Here is a 16,423-nt window from a genome sequence, read left to right as displayed (position 1 = left end):
ATTATCAGTTGTAGTTTTTTAGTTATAAATAAGTTATTGATAGAGTATACTTTTATGAAATATAATAAAGTAAATGGAGTTTAAGATAGAAAAGTATAGATATGGAGGTGACAGTATGAAAAAGAGTAAAGGAATATTGATAATGGTACTTGTGATAATTGCTTTATTGGGACTATACATAGGTATGAAATTTATTTTTAGCAAAGGTGAGAAAAATTCTAATGAAGCATCTATAGTATCTGAAGACCAGTTGATAAATGAAAAGTCAAATAGTGATAAGTATCATAATATAGATATAGACGAACAGAGTGATATAGCATTAGATGATGTAGAAGAGATATTTTTAAATTGTACTACGGCTAATATAAATATTATAGATACTGATAAGGAGAATATAGAGGTATGTTTAGTTGGTCATACTCATGTTAAATCTTATGATTATGCACCAAGATTAGATATTGATAAATCAAATGGTAAGATAGAAATAAATGAAGTAATAGATAATAATTCTACAGGTCTTATAAATATAGGTCAGGAATTAAACATAGAATTAAAGATTCCTAAAGGTTATACAAATAAGTTATATATAAATAATTTCCTTGGTGATATTAATATATCAAGTAGTAATGAATTAATAAAGTATCTAAGTGTAGAGTGTGAAGAAGGAAATATAAGTATTAAAAATATGCTCCCAAAGGAAGTTGTTGTTATAAATAAAGAGGGAAATGTAGAGTTACAAAATATAGGTGGAGAAGTAAGTGTTGATTCTTACTTAGGAGATGTAAAAGTAAAAAATTTAAAAGCAAATGGAAATATATATTTAAAAGTAAATAAAGGTGATGTAGAAACGGAATTGTTAAAAAATACATATAAAGTTATAGCTAAATCAAGTAAAGGAAAAGTAAAAGTAGAAAATTATAAAGCTGATAGTGATATTGTATTAGATATACAAGTAAATGAAGGCGATATAAATGTAAAATAGATTATATAGCGTATAATTTTTAGTTTATAGTGCTTGATATAGATTAGAGTTTTGGATGTGGAGCTGTTGCACAAGGTGTGGCAGCTTTTTTTATTAGGGCACAGGAATATATCAGTGCACAGTGATAGCGTAAACTAGAATTTTTGGATTTATATTAAATAAAAACAACACTTAAGTATAATAGCTCTATATATGAGCTGAACATATAAATATATCACCATAATTGAGAATTGTGAATTAAAAAATAGGCTGCATTGCACAGCCTTAAGAATTATTCAAAATCCAATTATAAATATTCAGTGTTTCAAAGGAGGTATTGAGCCAAGAAAAATTCTTAGCTCGATTAAGGGCTTTGAAGCGCAATTGAACATTGAGCTTCTCATCAGTTAACAAAGTTATCATCGATTTGGTTAATGAATTTTCATCGAAAGGGTCGATTAGTATACCGCCATCAGATACAACTTCAGGTATAGAAGTAGTATTTGATGTTATTACGGGAATACCACAACTCATTGCTTCAAGCGGTGGGAGTCCAAATCCTTCATAAAGAGAAGGATATATGAATATCTCACAACCGTTATAGAAGATAGGCAAATCTTCTTCTGGGATAAACCCAGTAAAAATTATTTTATCATCTAGATTTAAATCATGACAAAGTTTTAGAAGATTTTCACCATCATCTTTAAGTGAGCCTGTCACGACTAACTTTAGTGGTTTATCAAAAACTTTTATCAGATTGTAGAAGGAAAGAATTAGTCCTTTCACATTTTTTCTAGAACTAAATCCTCCTACGTACAGAAGAAAAGGCGTATCTATAGAATATTTTCGTTTTAGATATTGAATACAAGATTGACGTCTAAGTGGTTTATAGATATCCTTTGGAGCTAAATAAGTCACAAAAACTTTTCCTTCAGCATTAGGGAAAAATTTTAATATGTCTTTTTTTGAATGTTCAGATACAGTTATTATGGCAGAGGATTCTTTTATTATTTTTGGCATCTCTTCCATAAATTTAGCAAGGTAACCTTTGCCGACAGTTTCAGGCATTATATATGGAATAAGATCATGAATAGTGACGACTTTTTTACAGTTCATATCTTTATATAATCCAATTCCATTTTGAGGTATATGGTGTATATCTATATCATTAATGTCATTGGTAATAGGAAAATAACTTTCTTCAAAAAATCTATGATATCTTTTAGAACACATATGAATAGTTGAATTTTCTCTTTTATATTTATCATAATCAGGCCCAGACCAGTATAAAAGATAGTGATTTTTTTTGTCTATTTGAAGAAGATTTTTAACTAGACTTTCAGTATAAGTCCCTATACCAGTACCATGATACCAGTTAATACCTCGTCCATCAATTGCTATTCTCATACAATCCTCTCCCTGTAAATACATATCTATTAAAGTATATTACTAAGGAACTAAAAATGTGCTACTTCATATAATATAATATAAATAATTTTTAGGAGTAGAATATGGATATTGAGGCTATAAAAGACGAAGTTGAGAAGTCTTATGGTTTTAATATAAAAAGCATTAATAAGATAAAAAATGTTTATAAGATAATAAATGAAAATGATAAAGATTATTGCTTAAAAGTCATAAGATATGAATTTAAACATTTCTATTTCATTTTTTCTGCCATGAAATATTTGATGGAAAAAGAGTTAGATAGTATGGTTCCTTTCTTAAAAACATTAAATGGAATGGAGTACATTAAGTTAGATAGTAAGTATGGGTACTTAACAGAATGGATAGATGCAAGACAGGCAAATTACGATAATATGGTGGATATAATGCTAGCTGTAGAAGCTATGTCAAAATTACATTTAACTAGTAAAGGTTTTATAGATACAGAAGAGATGAAACCAAGAATAGGTTGGGGAAGGTGGATAAAGACTTTTAATACAAGGATAGATGAGATTTATGATTTTAAAGATAGAATACTTAAAAAGAATATTAAAAGCGAATTTGATCAATTATATTTTCAATTTTTAGAGGAAGAAGCAGATAGAGGAAGACGAGCTGTATCAAAATTAATTAATTCAGAATATTTTAGTCTTATGAACGAAGAAAAAAAATTTAGTGGCTTTTGTCATCATGATTTTGCTCACCATAATGTTATGATACAGCCAGGAAATAAAATTAAGCTTATAGATTTTGATTATTGTATTTTAGATACACATCTACATGATCTTAGTTCAATAATTATTAGAACTATGAAAAATGGCAAATGGGATTTAGAAAAAGCTGAGTTTATACTAAGTGTATATAATGAATCTTTTAAGATTAATGAGAGTGAAATACCAGTGATGTCTGGATTTATTGCTTTCCCACAAGATTTTTGGCAAGTAGGTATTCAATATTATTGGGAAAAGCAAAACTGGGGTGAAGAATTTTTTATGACAAAATTAAAAAAAATTATTGATGATAGAGAAGAACGGGAGGAGTTTGTTGAAGAGTTTGAAAAATTAAAAGTTAGGTGGTAGTTATTATGTTTCAGGATTATCTAAAATCGTTTAATGTAGTTCAAGGAGAACTATCTCCTAGAAAGAATGGAGACATAACTTTTGTAGAGTGTGTTAAGCATCTTCATGTTGTATCAGATTTTTCAAATATAGCATCTAGATATAGTGGTATTGAAGGAAAAATGATAAATAATAAAACTGGGAGATACTATGAGAATATTAAGATGTTATCAAGAAGAGCTGATAAATATATTTATAATCTAGAAAAATTAGATCAGTTAACAGAAGTAGAAGAATATATTTTATTAAATACAAAGGCAATGCTAGAAAGAGGAGAAAGGGCTCTAGAGAAAATTGAATTTTCTTCCTATTTAGAAATATTAAAAAGAAGTATGAATAATACAGAGATATCTATAGGAAATACATCTTTTCACAATATTACAAGGGAAAAAGGAATTATATATTATACTACATTAGACTATTGCAACTATAACTTTATAGAGATTAATGCTGTAGACTTTATAAGAAGGTGTAAGAAAAAGAAAATAAATATAGATTACTCTTCATTAATACGAGATTTTGTTAATTATAATGACTTAAGTAAGTCTAGCGAAAATTTAATATCGGCATTAGTATCTTATCCATATGAATATATGAAATGGGTAAATTATTATAGATTGAAAAAGAAAGAATTATCAGAAGAAGAATATAAAAATAAATTAGATTTATCAAAAATCATAGATGGCGATAGTATTGTGTAGGAGAGGATTTATATGAATAACTATGGGTACAACTTAGATGTTGAGTTATTTGAAAGATTTAATCTAAAGGTTAATGATTTATATCCCTTAAGGAATGTCTATATATTATATACAGATAAAGGCGAAAAGATTTTAAAAAAAGGTGATTGGAAGATAAGTGAATTTAATTTTATAAATTCGTCTTTGGAGTATATATCAAAAAATTTTAACAGAGTTGTGAAGTTTGAAAAAAATGCAAAAGGGGAATATTATACTAATTTTAATGGAGAAATATATGTTATAATGGATAACTTAAAAGGATTAATGTGCGAATTTAATAATCCATTACATTTAAAAATTGCATCTAAAGGATTAAGTGAATTGCATAATGCTGGAGTTGGATTTAACACTAAAATAAAAAATAGAAATAATATTGGAAATTTAGAAGTATCCTTAAAACGATACATTAATGAACTAAAGTTTATTCATAGTCTTATAAATAAGTTTGATAGCTTTACAGACTTTGATAGTAAGGTTTCTAAAGAAATAAGCGGATATATAGAGTTAGGGAAAAAAAGTTTAGAGGGATTGAAAAAAACTGCTTACTTAGATTTATGTAATGAAGAAAATAAAATAACTATTTGTCATCACGATTTGGCTTATCATAATATATTGATAAATGAAGAGAAAGCATATTTTGTGGATTTTGATTATGCTATTGTAGATCTTAGGGTTCATGACTTATGTAATTTCATTAATAAAGTGGAAAAAAATTTTGATTTTAATATAGATAAAGCAAAATTAATTTTAGAGGAGTATTCCAAAGAAAGTGATTTAGATAATAGAGAATTAGAAGTTTTATATTATTTGCTAATGTTTCCTTATGATTTTTATAGTGTATGTAGGGATTATTATACTAGAAGAAAAAATTGGAACGATCAATTATTTAATAGTAAATTAGATAGAAAACTATCATTAAAAGATGAAAAAAATCAGTTCTTAGAAGAATTTAAAAATATGTATAATATAAAATAAAAATATTTTATGGGCAGTAGTGTAACTACTATGGAGAGTATTAAATTTAATACACTATGCCCTACTAATAGTTTAGATTAAAAAAATAGCTATATGCAATTATCTTAATGTTGCAATAGCTATTTTTTATTACTTTTCATGGATTGAACTATATGCATCTAAAGTTTGTTTTGCTGTTTTCTCCCAAGATAGTTCTGAAGAACGAGCAAGACCTTTAGATACTAAGGAATCTTTTAATTCTTTATTTGTAAGTACTAAATACATTTTTTCACATAAGTCATCTACATCATAAGGATCCATTAATATGGCAGCATCTCCAACAATTTCGGGGATGGATGTAGAATTAGAAGTTACTACAGGAGTTCCACAAGCCATGGCCTCTACAGGAGGAAGACCAAAGCCTTCATAAAATGATGGATAGACAAATAATTTTGCAGCGTTATAAATATAAGGTATATGATTCATTTCTATAAATCCAGGAAATATAACTTTATTTTCAATGTTTAAGTCGATAGCTCTAGAATGATAAAGGTCGTAAGATTTACCTTTAGTACCTGCAATTACTAGAGAAATATTCTTTTTATATAAAGTTATTAGCTTAGAAAATGATTCAATTAGTCCAATTATATTTTTTCGTGGAGAAAATCCACCAATATATAAGATAAAATCTCCATCTATACCGTAGTTATGTTTTATTAGACTACAACTTTTAGATTTTGATAAAGGTTTATATATATCTTCAGCTGCTAAATGAGTAACATATACTTTATCTTCATTACAATTAAAAGACCGTATTATATCCCTTTTGGAAAAATTGGATACTGTAATAATTCCATCACAAAGAGGAATTACTTTAGGAATTTCTTCATTGAAGATTTTTAAATACCTATCTGAAGCAGTATTAGGCATTCTATATGGAATAACATCATGTAATGTAATTACGTATTTGCAGATTTTGTCCTTTGAAAGTCCAACACCATTTTGAGGGACATGATATATGTCTAAGTTCTTATCTTTTATTATATTAGGCATGTTAACTTCATCCCAAAATACTCCTGAACCACAAGATTCACTGGTCGCAGTAAGAAAATTACTATTAAGATTTATATTCATATCCCAAGGGGATGGTGCAAAGAGTACATAATCGTTAACTTTATCTATATTATTAAACATATTTAATAATTGGTAAGCGTAAGTACCTATACCTGTACCTCTATACCACTTAGCGGGTCTACAATCAAAACCTATTTTCATGGCTAGGTCCTTTCATAATTCCTATAATTTATTATATTTAGAAGTATGATAAAGTGTTAATTTATTTTATGACAATAAGTATTCTAAAATACATATTACCTTCATATATTAAAATGTGGAGGTGATAGGTATGATGAGAGAGTTTGAAATAGAGAGACAATTTGGAATAAAGATTGAATCAATTAAGCCCAACAAAGGGGTATACTTCCTCAAGACAGATAAGGGGAATAAGTGTCTGAAAAAAGTAAATTATGGGATACAAAAATTACTATTTGTATATGGTGCAAAAGAACATTTAAGAAACAATGGCTTTAATCAAGTAGATAAGAATGACTTAAATATTGATGGAACATCTTACGCTGTTGTTAATGAAGATATATATACTCTTTCAGAATGGATTGAAGGAAGGGAGTGTGATTTTACTAATATTGATGATTTAATAGCTGCAGCGAAGACATTGGCAAGGCTACATGAAGCATCAAAAGGATATGAGCCACCAGAAAATTCTAAATTAAAAACTGATATTGGAAGATGGCCAAGTCTCATGGAAAAAAGAACTAAGGCTCTAGATAAAATGAGGGATATGTGTAGAAAGAAAAATCAAAAAACTGAATTTGATTTAATGTATTTGAAGAATTATGAGGAATTTAAAAAGTTAGGTATTAGAGCAAAGGAAATTTTAAATGATTCTGCTTATTTAGAGTTATGCAAAAAAGCTGAACAAGATAAAAATTTCTGTCATCACGATTATACATACCATAATATAATTGTTGATGATAATAATGAAGTTCACGTAATTGATTTTGATTATTGTAAGAGAGAGGTTAGAGTGTATGATATATCAAATTTTTTAATCAAAGTATTAAAAAGAGTTGATTGGAATATAGAATATGCAAAAACTATAATAGAAGCTTATGATTCTGTGTCATCAATAGAAGAGGAAGAATATAAGGTTTTATATGCTTTCTTAGTGTTTCCACAAAGGTTTTGGAGACTATCAAATAGATTTTATTATAATGAAGTAAATTGGGGGCAAAAGATATTTGATAGAAAAATTAATGATCTTATTAATGAAAGAGAAAAGTTTATTAATTTTATAGAAGAGTTTAAAAAAATATATATTGATAAAGAATAAGGTAATTGAGTGATAATAAATGTCCTATAAGTAAACGGATTTATTATCACTTTTTTCGGTTAATGAATAATATATATAAAGAGCAATATATAGGAGTAAAAAATGAATATAGGAGATAAAGTAGTAAGGAAGTCTCATGGAAAAGATTTGACATTTGAGATTATAGATATTATAGAAAAAGAAGAAAAAACTATATGTATGCTAGTAGGATGTAATATGAGAATTATTGCAGATTCATCAATTGATGATTTAGAATATGCATCACATGAATTTAGTAAAAAGGAAGAGATTTTTGATTCGAAGGTAAAAGATAATATAAAAAAAATAATGAAAATGAGAGGAGGTAGTAATTTAGCGGCTCAAGATACTGGAAAAGTGGTGCAAATGAATAAGGTTAATAAAAAAGATAAAAAAAAAGTTCAGAATAAAGAATTATTTTTCGGTAGACCGGGCAGAATATTACACGTAGATGGAGATTCTAGATATCTAGATGAATGTTTAAAAGCTTATAAACAATTGGGGTTAGTAGCAGAAGGGATAGCTATACCGGAACAAGAACAACCCAATGTTATTGTTGACTTAGTAAAAAAATATAAAGCAGACATTGTAGTTTTAACGGGACATGATGGAATGATAAGAAGTAATGATGATTTTGGTGATTTATTAAACTATAGGAACTCAAAATATTTTGTTGACTCGGTTACTAATTTGAGAGAGTATGAACCTAACTATGATGATTTAGTTATTTTTGCTGGAGCTTGTCAGTCTTGTTATGAATCGATATTAGATGCTGGAGCTAATTTTGCAAGTTCACCGAAGAGGGTTCTTATACATTGTCTTGATCCAGTATTTTTATGTGAAAGAATAGCCTATACCAATATAGCTAGTGTAGTAGAGATAGAACAGGCAATAGGTAATACGTTAACAGGCATCGATGGTATAGGAGGATTACAAACAAGAGGGAAATATAGAGAGGGATTTCCTAAATCAAGCTATATATGATAAAGTTCAGGGAGTGTCCCTGATACATAAAATCGGGCTTAATAAAAGTTGTCGGTATTTGACAATGGATAAAATTGGTGATATAATATAGAATGTGGAAAGAGGGTGTTTCGATGGAAGCAAAAAAAACGCTAGACTCCATTAAGAGAAATATAGAGAGCCACGTGGGAGAGTGTGTAACACTCAGAGCTAATACAGGAAGAAAAAGGATAACTGTAAATAATGGAGTTATAGAGCAAACTTATCCTAGTATATTTATAGTAAGACTAGATGATGACACCCAAAGGAAAGTGACTTATAGTTATTCAGATGTATTAACAAAGACTGTCCAAATTTTATTTACATAATAGTATAATAAAGTTTAACAATTTGCTAATGTATAAGCGCTTAATAATATTTATAGTACATTGAATAAGATAATAAGAACTGCTAAATAGCAGTTCTTTTTATCTTTTTGATATATAAAAATAGAAAGATGGTGGGTATCCATCTTTCCAATGGTATAAAAGGGTATTGAGAATTTATGAGAGGTTATATGGTTAATAACCTCTTTTATAATATATAAAAATGAAATTAAAGTCAATAAAAAAAATGAGATAAAACGAAAAATGTAGAAATTTAAGGAGAAAAATAAATTTTAATCAACAGTAATAATTTAGTGATAAATTATATATAAATCTTATAGAGAAGTAATTGATATTAGAATTCTATATTAATTTTTATCGAGAAAGAATTAATATTACTATTCTATATTAATTTTTATCGAGAAAATTATAGGAGGGGTAGTATGTCGGTAGAACTTTTAAAAGAAAATATAGAGTTTGAAAAATTTTTTGGAGAAAATACATCTAGTGTTATGTTAAAAGAAGATTTTATAATTCCAGATACTAATCCGGATGTAAAAGAAATTGTTGGTGTTGAGACTAGCTATAAAATAAATAACAAAGATGCTATGCAAGATAAAATATATGTTGAAGGAGAAATTTGCTACAATGTTTTATACTTAGCTGAACTAGAGGACAATTGTGAAGTGTTCAACTCAAAGTATACATCAAAATTTTCATGCTATGTAGATATTATTGAGTGTGACAGTAAGATGGATATAAAGGTAGATGCTTTTATAGAACATATTATGTCTACAATGGTTAATGAAAGAAAGGTTTGTGTAGAAGTAGTATTAAAGGTAAAAGGTCAATGTTTTAAAAAGGAACAAGTTGACATTGTCAAAGGTATAGGAAACTTAGAAGGAGTACAATATTTAAATTATCCATTAACAGTAGATAAATTAGGTGGTGCAGGTACAGCTACATTAAAAAATGATTGTACATTAAAGGTGCCTATGGATATGCCTCAAATAGGTACGATATTAAGTTGTAAAGGTATTGTATGTAAAAGAAATGTCAAAGTATTTGATGGGAAAGTTATTGTAGCTGGTGCAATAAAATATAATGCTATATATAAATGTAAGAATTCAAGAGACGTAGATTATTTAGAGAAAGAGGTGCCTTTCGAAGAAGAAGTTATTATAAACAATGCCACCGCCGATATGACAGAAGAAGTAGAAATAAAAATTGATAATTTTGATTTTATACTAAAGGACGATGAATTAGGAGAATCTAGAATTATAGATATTGAATGTGGAGTTAATATTGTTTGCAAAGTAGTAGGAAAAGACGAAATAGAGGTTATCGATGATGCTTATTCTCCAGGATCAATGATTGAGTTAGAAAAAGAAGATAAAGATATCAGCGTACTATTTGGTAATGGTCAAAATGAAACTATAGTAAAAGAGAATATAGAAGTAGATGATGTACCTATAGATGTAGTGTCTATGACAGGTGAGCCTATGGTAACAGATAAAAAAATAGTAGATGACAGAGTGGTGCTTGAAGGAATACTTAAGGTTTATGCTATTTATAAAACTAAAGATGATAAAAACTATGTCAATAATTGTGACGAAGAAGTACCATTTGCTGTAGCGATAGATATTCCGGGTTGTAGAATAGGGATGGAAGCATTGGACACTGTTGCATTAGAAAATATAGAGGGATTTATAGAAGCAGGTACAATAAGTGTTAAAGCATTGATTTCCGCTAAAGTTTTATTGAAGTATAGTACTCATAAAGAGTTTATACAAGGAATTGAGATGTTCGAAGGTGTAGCACCTAAAAAGGCATCTATAATTATCTATATTGTACAAAGTGGAGATACATTGTGGAAAATAGCTAAGAAGTATAGCACCACTGTGGATAAATTAATGGAAATAAATGAAATAGAGATTCCGGAACTTATAAAACCAGGAGATAAAATTATTATAGAAGGACGAGCAGTTATTGTATAGAAAAAGTTGCACTTAACCATTCACGATGCTGAGGTCTTTAAGAAAAAGATATTTCTCTAAAGTACAATTTAATTGTGAATTGAGCTTTGTAAATTGATAATTGGTAAAGGTATATAGTATTTCGTTTTAAAGGTAAAAAATAAAGAACTATCACAACAAAATGAAAATTTGTTAGTGATAGTTCCTTTTATTATGGCACAGGTTAGAAGGCACAGGGTACAAGTAAGGTAAAAATTCCTCTTTAGAAGGAATTTTATTATAGTCCTGCGGACGGCAAGTTATAATTCTCAATTATGGTGATATATTTATATCTTTAGCGAATATATAAAGCTATTATACTTAAGTGTTGTTTTTTATTTACTATAAATCTAGAAATACTAGTCCAAGCTTCATGAAAGTGTAACTTTCATGAGCCCTATGTAATGACCTGTATATCAACTATAATCTAAATAAGAAATATAGTCTAACTTATAACATTTAACTCAACACTTATAATTTAAGAAATTCCGCAGGAATTTCCTCTATACCTGTGACTTGTGCCCTCATACCTGTGCCATGTTAAGAAGTCTAAGTTAATTGTGAGTTGGTTCTATAGTTCGTGTGATATATACATCATTAAATTTGTCTTTAAAAAAGTCATAAAGCTTTTGTGCAGATAATGAATCTTCGCATATACCGAATATAGTTGGACCACTACCGCTCATCATTGAGGCAATGGCTCCGTTATTGATCATATCATTTTTTATAGATTTTAGAATCTTATGCCTACCTAAAGTTACATTCTCTAATAAGTTTCTCATATTATTCTTTACACCGTTAAGATCCATATTATCCATAGCTCGTATTAGATCATAAGTGTTAACATGTGTATTAACTTTAGCGAGATTAAAGTTTTTGTATACATATATAGTTGAAACACCAAAGTTTGGTTTAACAATTACTATAGGCACATTGTTAAAAGGTTTAAGCGGTGTCATTTTTTCGCCTATACCTGAGCATAGAACAGTTCCCCCTTTAATGCAGTAAGGAACGTCTGCACCTAATAGTAATGAAAGCTTTTCTAGATCTTTATCAGAGACTGGAACCTTATATAAATCTCTTAAGCCTCTAAGAACACCAGCAGCATTAGAACTTCCACCGGCCATTCCAGCAGACACTGGAATATTTTTCTCTATATTAATTTTTACTCCGCCTTTTATAGAATAAGTATTTATAAATAATTCAGCTGCTTTATAGGCTATGTTTTTTTCATTATTAGGTACATAAGGCTTAGAACAACATATCTCTATACCACTAGAAAGCTTTGTAAGAGTTATAGTATCATACAGGTCTACTGTTTGCATTACCATCTCTAATAGATGATATCCATCCTCACGTTTACCTACAACATCTAAAGAAAGATTAATTTTCCCGTAACATTTAACTATCATATTTATCCTCCAGAGTTTTCTTAATTATATTATATAGAAAAATAAGAATAAATAAATGAATAAATAGAAAAAATATATTTAACGTGAAAGAGGTGGAAATATGTTATTTTTTGCAGATGGGTATTTTGTTATATTAACTTTTATAGGATTACTTACTGTTTGTATGGCAAAGGAGAATTATGATAAACGAGGAAAAACAGTTTCAGTAATTGTATTTATTGTATCAGTGATTTTATATGGTATACCTAAATTTATATTGTGAGGTGGAATATGGAGGAAAATGTACGAGAATGGATAGATAAATCAATAAAAAATAATTTGGATTATATGAAAGAGTTGTTAAAAGACAATTCAGACGTTATTTATAGAGAGTTTACTGTTTGTGATATTAAATGTGCTCTTATATATATCGATGGTATGGCAGATAAGGTACTCATTAATGATTTTATATTAAAGCCGTTAATGAAAAGAAGAGATATAGTTTTAAATAATGTGGATGATCTTAAAGATAGTTTAATGGCAATAAGTGATCTAAGAGATGAAGATAACTTTCATAAAATGATAATTTCTATGCTTAGTGGTGATACTATGATGATTGTCGATGGATATCAATCAGGTTTTGTCATAGCTACTAGAGCGTGGCCAAATAGAGGTATAAGCGAGCCATCAGGAGAGACGGTGATTCGAGGGTCAAGAGAAGGGTTTACAGAAACTATAAGATTTAATACTGCTTTAGTGAGAAGAAGAATAAGAGATCCTAAATTTAGGATTAAACCAATGACATTAGGAGTAAGATCGAAAAGCGATGTAGCTATAATGTACATTGATGATATTGTAAACCCTGGTGTATTACGAGCTACTATAGAGGAGCTACAGAAGATCAAGCTAGATGCGATATTGGATTCAGGATATATACAATCATATCTTGAGAGAAATACATTATCTCCATTTCCTCAAGTTCAAAGTACAGAAAGACCAGATGTAGTAGCCGCTGCATTATATGAAGGAAGAGTAGCAATTATTGTAGATAACTCACCTTTTGCAATAATTGTACCAGCAACTCTAGTTAATTTATTTCAATCACCAGATGACTATTATCAAAGGTCCATATATGGATCAATTACTAGATTTATAAGAGTTGTAGCGGTACTATTATCTGTATTATTACCAGCATTTTATATAGCTGTGACGTCATTTAGCCCATCGATAATACCATCAAAATTGGCTTACTCTATAGCGGCAGCGAGAGAGGGTGTTCCTTTTCCAGCATTTATAGAAGTAGTAATAATGGAAGTGTCTATGGCGATATTAATGGAAGCAGTGGTAAGGCTACCAAAACCTATAGGTTCAACAATAGGTATAGTAGGTGGACTTATCATAGGTCAGGCAGCAGTTAGTGCAGGAATAGTTAGTCCGATAATGGTTATAATTGTTGGGGTTACCGCTGTGACATCTTTTATATCACCTAGTTATGAAATAACATTTGGATTGAGGATTATAAGATTTCTTTTAATAGCTTTATCAACTTGCTTAGGATTATATGGAATTACAGTGGGGATATTAATAATTTTAATTCATTTAGTAAAATTAAAATCATTTACATTATCTTATCTAAGTCCAGTAGTTAATAGTAATATATCAGATCAAAAAGATGTATTTGTAAGGATGGATTGGAAATATTTTTGGAAGAGACCTAAGTATATGAAAACTCAAGATAAGATAAGACAAAAGTAGGAGGGAAATATGAAAGAATTAAGTATACATCAATTAAGAATGACCCTCCTTGTATCTATAATAGGAGCAGGAGGATTTGCATTTTCGAGAGGATTAGGTGAGTATGTTGGTAAAAATGGGTGGATAATAACAGTAGTTTGTGGTGCTATATCATTAATATCAATGTATCTTATTCTTTATATAAGTAAAGTTAATGGATACGTAGGTATAGGAGAAATAGTTGAAAATTCATTAGGAAAATTTGTAGGTAGAATAGTGCTTATAGAGTTTGCTATTTTTATAATTATAAATGGAAGCCTTCAAGTTAGAGATTATGCAGAAGTAATAAAATTATATTTATTAAATAGAACACCAATTCAATTAATATTGCTAGTTTTAATATTACTTAGTACATATTTAATCATAGGACGAATAGAAGCATTAATAAAATTTAATGAAATAACTGTGTGGATAATGTTAGTGCCAGCATTAGTAGTTCTTCTTTTTGTCATAGGAAGAGGGAAAATTACAAATGTATTACCATTTTTTGATTTTGAAAAAACAAAATTTTTACAAGGAATAAAAGTAGGGATTAATTCATTTACATCATTTGAAATATTATATTTTCTATTGCCTAGATTAAAAGAAGAGGAAAGAAAAAAACTAAAATATTCAGTAGCAGGGGTTGTAGGAATTGCAGTAGCATTTTATATATTATTATATACTGCTATAATATATTACTTTGGAGCTGAGGAAAGTCAGCATTTATTATGGCCTTTTATAGGATTAGTAAAAAGTATTGATATACCAGGAACTTTTATAGAGAGATGGGATGGATTAATACTTATGATTTATATGATATTTAACTTTGCAGCTTTTGTAAATATATATTATGGAGCAGCATATATAACTAAAAAGGTATTTAATTTTAAAAGAATGGTTAATTCTTTTTCTATAGTATCGGTATTATTTTATATAGGAAGTATGTTGCCGAAAAATATATTAGAGAATAATGCATTGCAAGATAACTTTTTATCATATTTATTCTTAATAAATAATATTGTTATACCCATAGTATTAATCATAGGGTTGAAAATAAGGAGGGGAAGATATGAGGAAGCTTAGTGTGTTAATAATTTTAGTTATAATCTTCCCAATGTTATTTGGTTGTTATGATAAAGTTGAAATAGATAAAAGAGCATTTGTATCTACTATAGGATTAGATACTTTTGAATTTATAGATAAAAAAGAAGAGTTGAAAAATATAAATCCAGATGCACCATTTGCTATGAAACAACTAGAGAAGATTAAATTGACTTTGGGATTTCCTAATATTTCTGAAACAGGTGAAAAAGAATCAGGAGATGCACCTAATAATACTATGGTGGCAGAAGCACCATCTTTTGAAGATGCAATAATAAAAATAGGAAATAAGAGTTCTAGAACAGTTACTTTTGGAACAGGAAAGCTAATGGTAATTAGTGAAGATTTTTTTAGATATCCAGATACATTGAAAGAGGTTTTAGATAATATAAGGAGGAGTCCTAATATTAATAGAGTAATGTATGTAATCATTTGCGAAGGTCAGGCAGAAGATATTTTAAAATTCATGCCCCCAATGGAGAATAATGTTGAAAATTATTTGCTTGGACTTATGGAGAATGCAGGAGTAAATTCGTACATAAAACCTGTAAGATTAAATGATATGCTATCATTGATGTCTAAAGAGTGTGATATTGCAATACCTAAGGTATCAATAAAGAAGGAATCTAATGAGGTTGTGTTAAAGGGTGCTTCTATAGTAAAAGATTTTAGTATAGCAGGTAGTTTATCTGAAATAGAAAGTTCTGATATAGAACTTTTAAGAGGTAATCTAAAGGGTGGAAAGAAAATAATTTATATGGAAGGACATCCTGTAGATTATTATATAACTGAAGTTACAAGAAAGTTAAAAGTTAAAGAAGATGAGGGTAAATTAAATTTTCAAGTATTATTACAGTTAGATGGTGAATTACAAGGATATATTCCGGATAAAAAAGCCTTAGATAATGCGGACATAGAGGAGATACAAAATCATTTTGACAACTCTTTAGCCAAAGAAGGAAGGATGGTGCTAGAGGGAGTTCAAAGTCAATATGGAGCAGATTTATTGGAGTTAAAAGAATATTTAAAAGGATATCATCCATTCATATGGAATGATGTAAAAGATAATTGGAGTGATACTTTTAAAAATTCAAAAATCGAAGTATATGTAAAAACTAATATACGAAGAATCGGTGTAGGATATTAAAATAATAAAAAAGTGTTT

General features: G+C 28.6%; 15 protein-coding genes. 12 read left to right on the top strand and 3 right to left on the bottom strand.

Annotation, left to right across the window (positions count from 1 at the left end; genetic code table 11):
* The first annotated feature begins 115 nt into the window (after positions 1-115).
* Positions 116-982, top strand: coding sequence for a DUF4097 family beta strand repeat-containing protein (locus tag CM240_RS11485; RefSeq protein WP_044039274.1), 867 nt, complete (start codon positions 116-118; stop codon positions 980-982).
* Positions 983-1,246: 264 nt separating this feature from the next.
* On the opposite strand, the gene CM240_RS11480 is transcribed toward CM240_RS11485, so the two are convergent.
* Positions 1,247-2,368, bottom strand: coding sequence for a glycosyltransferase family 4 protein (locus tag CM240_RS11480; protein ID WP_044039273.1), 1,122 nt, complete (start codon positions 2,366-2,368; stop codon positions 1,247-1,249).
* Positions 2,369-2,472: 104 nt separating this feature from the next.
* Here CM240_RS11480 and CM240_RS11475 point away from each other — a divergent pair, with 104 nt between their 5' ends.
* From CM240_RS11475 to CM240_RS11465, 3 genes are read left to right on the top strand one after another with little or no spacing between them, the layout of a single operon-like run.
* Positions 2,473-3,486 (top strand): CotS family spore coat protein, encoded by a 1,014-nt coding sequence (locus CM240_RS11475; RefSeq protein WP_044039272.1) that lies wholly within the window; start codon positions 2,473-2,475, stop codon positions 3,484-3,486.
* Positions 3,487-3,491: 5 nt separating this feature from the next.
* Positions 3,492-4,226 (top strand): protein kinase family protein, encoded by a 735-nt coding sequence (locus CM240_RS17535; protein ID WP_051483816.1) that lies wholly within the window; start codon positions 3,492-3,494, stop codon positions 4,224-4,226.
* Positions 4,227-4,238: 12 nt separating this feature from the next.
* Positions 4,239-5,240, top strand: coding sequence for a CotS family spore coat protein (locus tag CM240_RS11465; protein WP_044039271.1), 1,002 nt, complete (start codon positions 4,239-4,241; stop codon positions 5,238-5,240).
* 129 nt (positions 5,241-5,369) lie between these two features.
* On the opposite strand, the gene CM240_RS11460 is transcribed toward CM240_RS11465, so the two are convergent.
* Positions 5,370-6,494, bottom strand: a complete 1,125-nt coding sequence (locus CM240_RS11460; protein ID WP_044039270.1) for a glycosyltransferase family 4 protein — start codon at positions 6,492-6,494, stop codon at positions 5,370-5,372.
* 130 nt (positions 6,495-6,624) lie between these two features.
* Here CM240_RS11460 and CM240_RS11455 point away from each other — a divergent pair, with 130 nt between their 5' ends.
* From CM240_RS11455 to CM240_RS11440, 4 genes are all read left to right on the top strand, one after another.
* Complete coding sequence (locus CM240_RS11455; protein WP_044039269.1) at positions 6,625-7,629, top strand: CotS family spore coat protein; 1,005 nt, start codon at positions 6,625-6,627, stop codon at positions 7,627-7,629.
* 102 nt (positions 7,630-7,731) lie between these two features.
* Complete coding sequence (gene yabG / locus CM240_RS11450) at positions 7,732-8,631, top strand: sporulation peptidase YabG (RefSeq protein ID WP_044039268.1); 900 nt, start codon at positions 7,732-7,734, stop codon at positions 8,629-8,631.
* A gap of 113 nt (positions 8,632-8,744) precedes the next feature.
* The gene (locus tag CM240_RS11445; RefSeq protein WP_044039267.1) at positions 8,745-8,978 is read left to right on the top strand and encodes a Veg family protein; all 234 of its coding nucleotides are present in this window, start codon (positions 8,745-8,747) and stop codon (positions 8,976-8,978) included.
* Positions 8,979-9,418: 440 nt separating this feature from the next.
* Positions 9,419-10,972 (top strand): DUF3794 and LysM peptidoglycan-binding domain-containing protein, encoded by a 1,554-nt coding sequence (locus tag CM240_RS11440; protein ID WP_044039266.1) that lies wholly within the window; start codon positions 9,419-9,421, stop codon positions 10,970-10,972.
* 572 nt (positions 10,973-11,544) lie between these two features.
* On the opposite strand, the gene ispE is transcribed toward CM240_RS11440, so the two are convergent.
* Positions 11,545-12,402 (bottom strand): 4-(cytidine 5'-diphospho)-2-C-methyl-D-erythritol kinase, encoded by an 858-nt coding sequence (gene ispE / locus CM240_RS11435; protein WP_044039265.1) that lies wholly within the window; start codon positions 12,400-12,402, stop codon positions 11,545-11,547.
* Positions 12,403-12,502: 100 nt separating this feature from the next.
* Between ispE and CM240_RS17530 the strand changes: the two genes are divergently transcribed.
* From CM240_RS17530 to CM240_RS11420, 4 genes are read left to right on the top strand one after another with little or no spacing between them, the layout of a single operon-like run.
* Positions 12,503-12,664, top strand: coding sequence for a hypothetical protein (locus CM240_RS17530; protein WP_156930546.1), 162 nt, complete (start codon positions 12,503-12,505; stop codon positions 12,662-12,664).
* An 8-nt stretch (positions 12,665-12,672) separates the two neighbouring features.
* Positions 12,673-14,136: a spore germination protein gene (locus CM240_RS11430; protein ID WP_044039264.1), complete on the top strand. Its 1,464-nt coding sequence runs from the start codon at positions 12,673-12,675 to the stop codon at positions 14,134-14,136.
* A 9-nt stretch (positions 14,137-14,145) separates the two neighbouring features.
* A complete protein-coding gene (locus tag CM240_RS11425; protein ID WP_044039263.1) occupies positions 14,146-15,240 on the top strand; it encodes a GerAB/ArcD/ProY family transporter in 1,095 nt (364 codons plus the stop codon).
* Positions 15,227-16,405, top strand: a complete 1,179-nt coding sequence (locus CM240_RS11420; RefSeq protein ID WP_044039262.1) for a Ger(x)C family spore germination protein — start codon at positions 15,227-15,229, stop codon at positions 16,403-16,405. Before CM240_RS11425 ends, CM240_RS11420 begins: the two co-directional genes overlap by 14 nt.
* Positions 16,406-16,423 lie beyond the last annotated feature (18 nt).

Origin of the sequence: Clostridium bornimense (assembly GCF_000577895.1) — a bacterium.
GTDB lineage: Bacteria > Bacillota > Clostridia > Clostridiales > Clostridiaceae > Clostridium_AN > Clostridium_AN bornimense.
This window is presented reverse-complemented; position numbering and strand designations above follow the sequence as displayed.

Excerpts from the sequence above, each read along its gene's own strand:
- ispE (WP_044039265.1), bottom strand. The coding sequence starts at position 12,402 with ATGATAGTTAAATGTTACGGGAAAATTAATCTTTCTTTAGATGTTGTA.
- CM240_RS11465 (WP_044039271.1), top strand. The coding sequence starts at position 4,239 with ATGAATAACTATGGGTACAACTTAGATGTTGAGTTATTTGAAAGATTT.
- CM240_RS11425 (WP_044039263.1), top strand. The coding sequence starts at position 14,146 with ATGAAAGAATTAAGTATACATCAATTAAGAATGACCCTCCTTGTATCT.
- CM240_RS11460 (WP_044039270.1), bottom strand. The coding sequence starts at position 6,494 with ATGAAAATAGGTTTTGATTGTAGACCCGCTAAGTGGTATAGAGGTACA.
- CM240_RS11480 (WP_044039273.1), bottom strand. The coding sequence starts at position 2,368 with ATGAGAATAGCAATTGATGGACGAGGTATTAACTGGTATCATGGTACT.
- CM240_RS11445 (WP_044039267.1), top strand. The coding sequence starts at position 8,745 with ATGGAAGCAAAAAAAACGCTAGACTCCATTAAGAGAAATATAGAGAGC.
- CM240_RS17535 (WP_051483816.1), top strand. The coding sequence starts at position 3,492 with ATGTTTCAGGATTATCTAAAATCGTTTAATGTAGTTCAAGGAGAACTA.
- CM240_RS11430 (WP_044039264.1), top strand. The coding sequence starts at position 12,673 with ATGGAGGAAAATGTACGAGAATGGATAGATAAATCAATAAAAAATAAT.
- CM240_RS11485 (WP_044039274.1), top strand. The coding sequence starts at position 116 with ATGAAAAAGAGTAAAGGAATATTGATAATGGTACTTGTGATAATTGCT.
- CM240_RS11440 (WP_044039266.1), top strand. The coding sequence starts at position 9,419 with ATGTCGGTAGAACTTTTAAAAGAAAATATAGAGTTTGAAAAATTTTTT.
- yabG (WP_044039268.1), top strand. The coding sequence starts at position 7,732 with ATGAATATAGGAGATAAAGTAGTAAGGAAGTCTCATGGAAAAGATTTG.
- CM240_RS11475 (WP_044039272.1), top strand. The coding sequence starts at position 2,473 with ATGGATATTGAGGCTATAAAAGACGAAGTTGAGAAGTCTTATGGTTTT.
- CM240_RS11455 (WP_044039269.1), top strand. The coding sequence starts at position 6,625 with ATGATGAGAGAGTTTGAAATAGAGAGACAATTTGGAATAAAGATTGAA.
- CM240_RS17530 (WP_156930546.1), top strand. The coding sequence starts at position 12,503 with ATGTTATTTTTTGCAGATGGGTATTTTGTTATATTAACTTTTATAGGA.
- CM240_RS11420 (WP_044039262.1), top strand. The coding sequence starts at position 15,227 with ATGAGGAAGCTTAGTGTGTTAATAATTTTAGTTATAATCTTCCCAATG.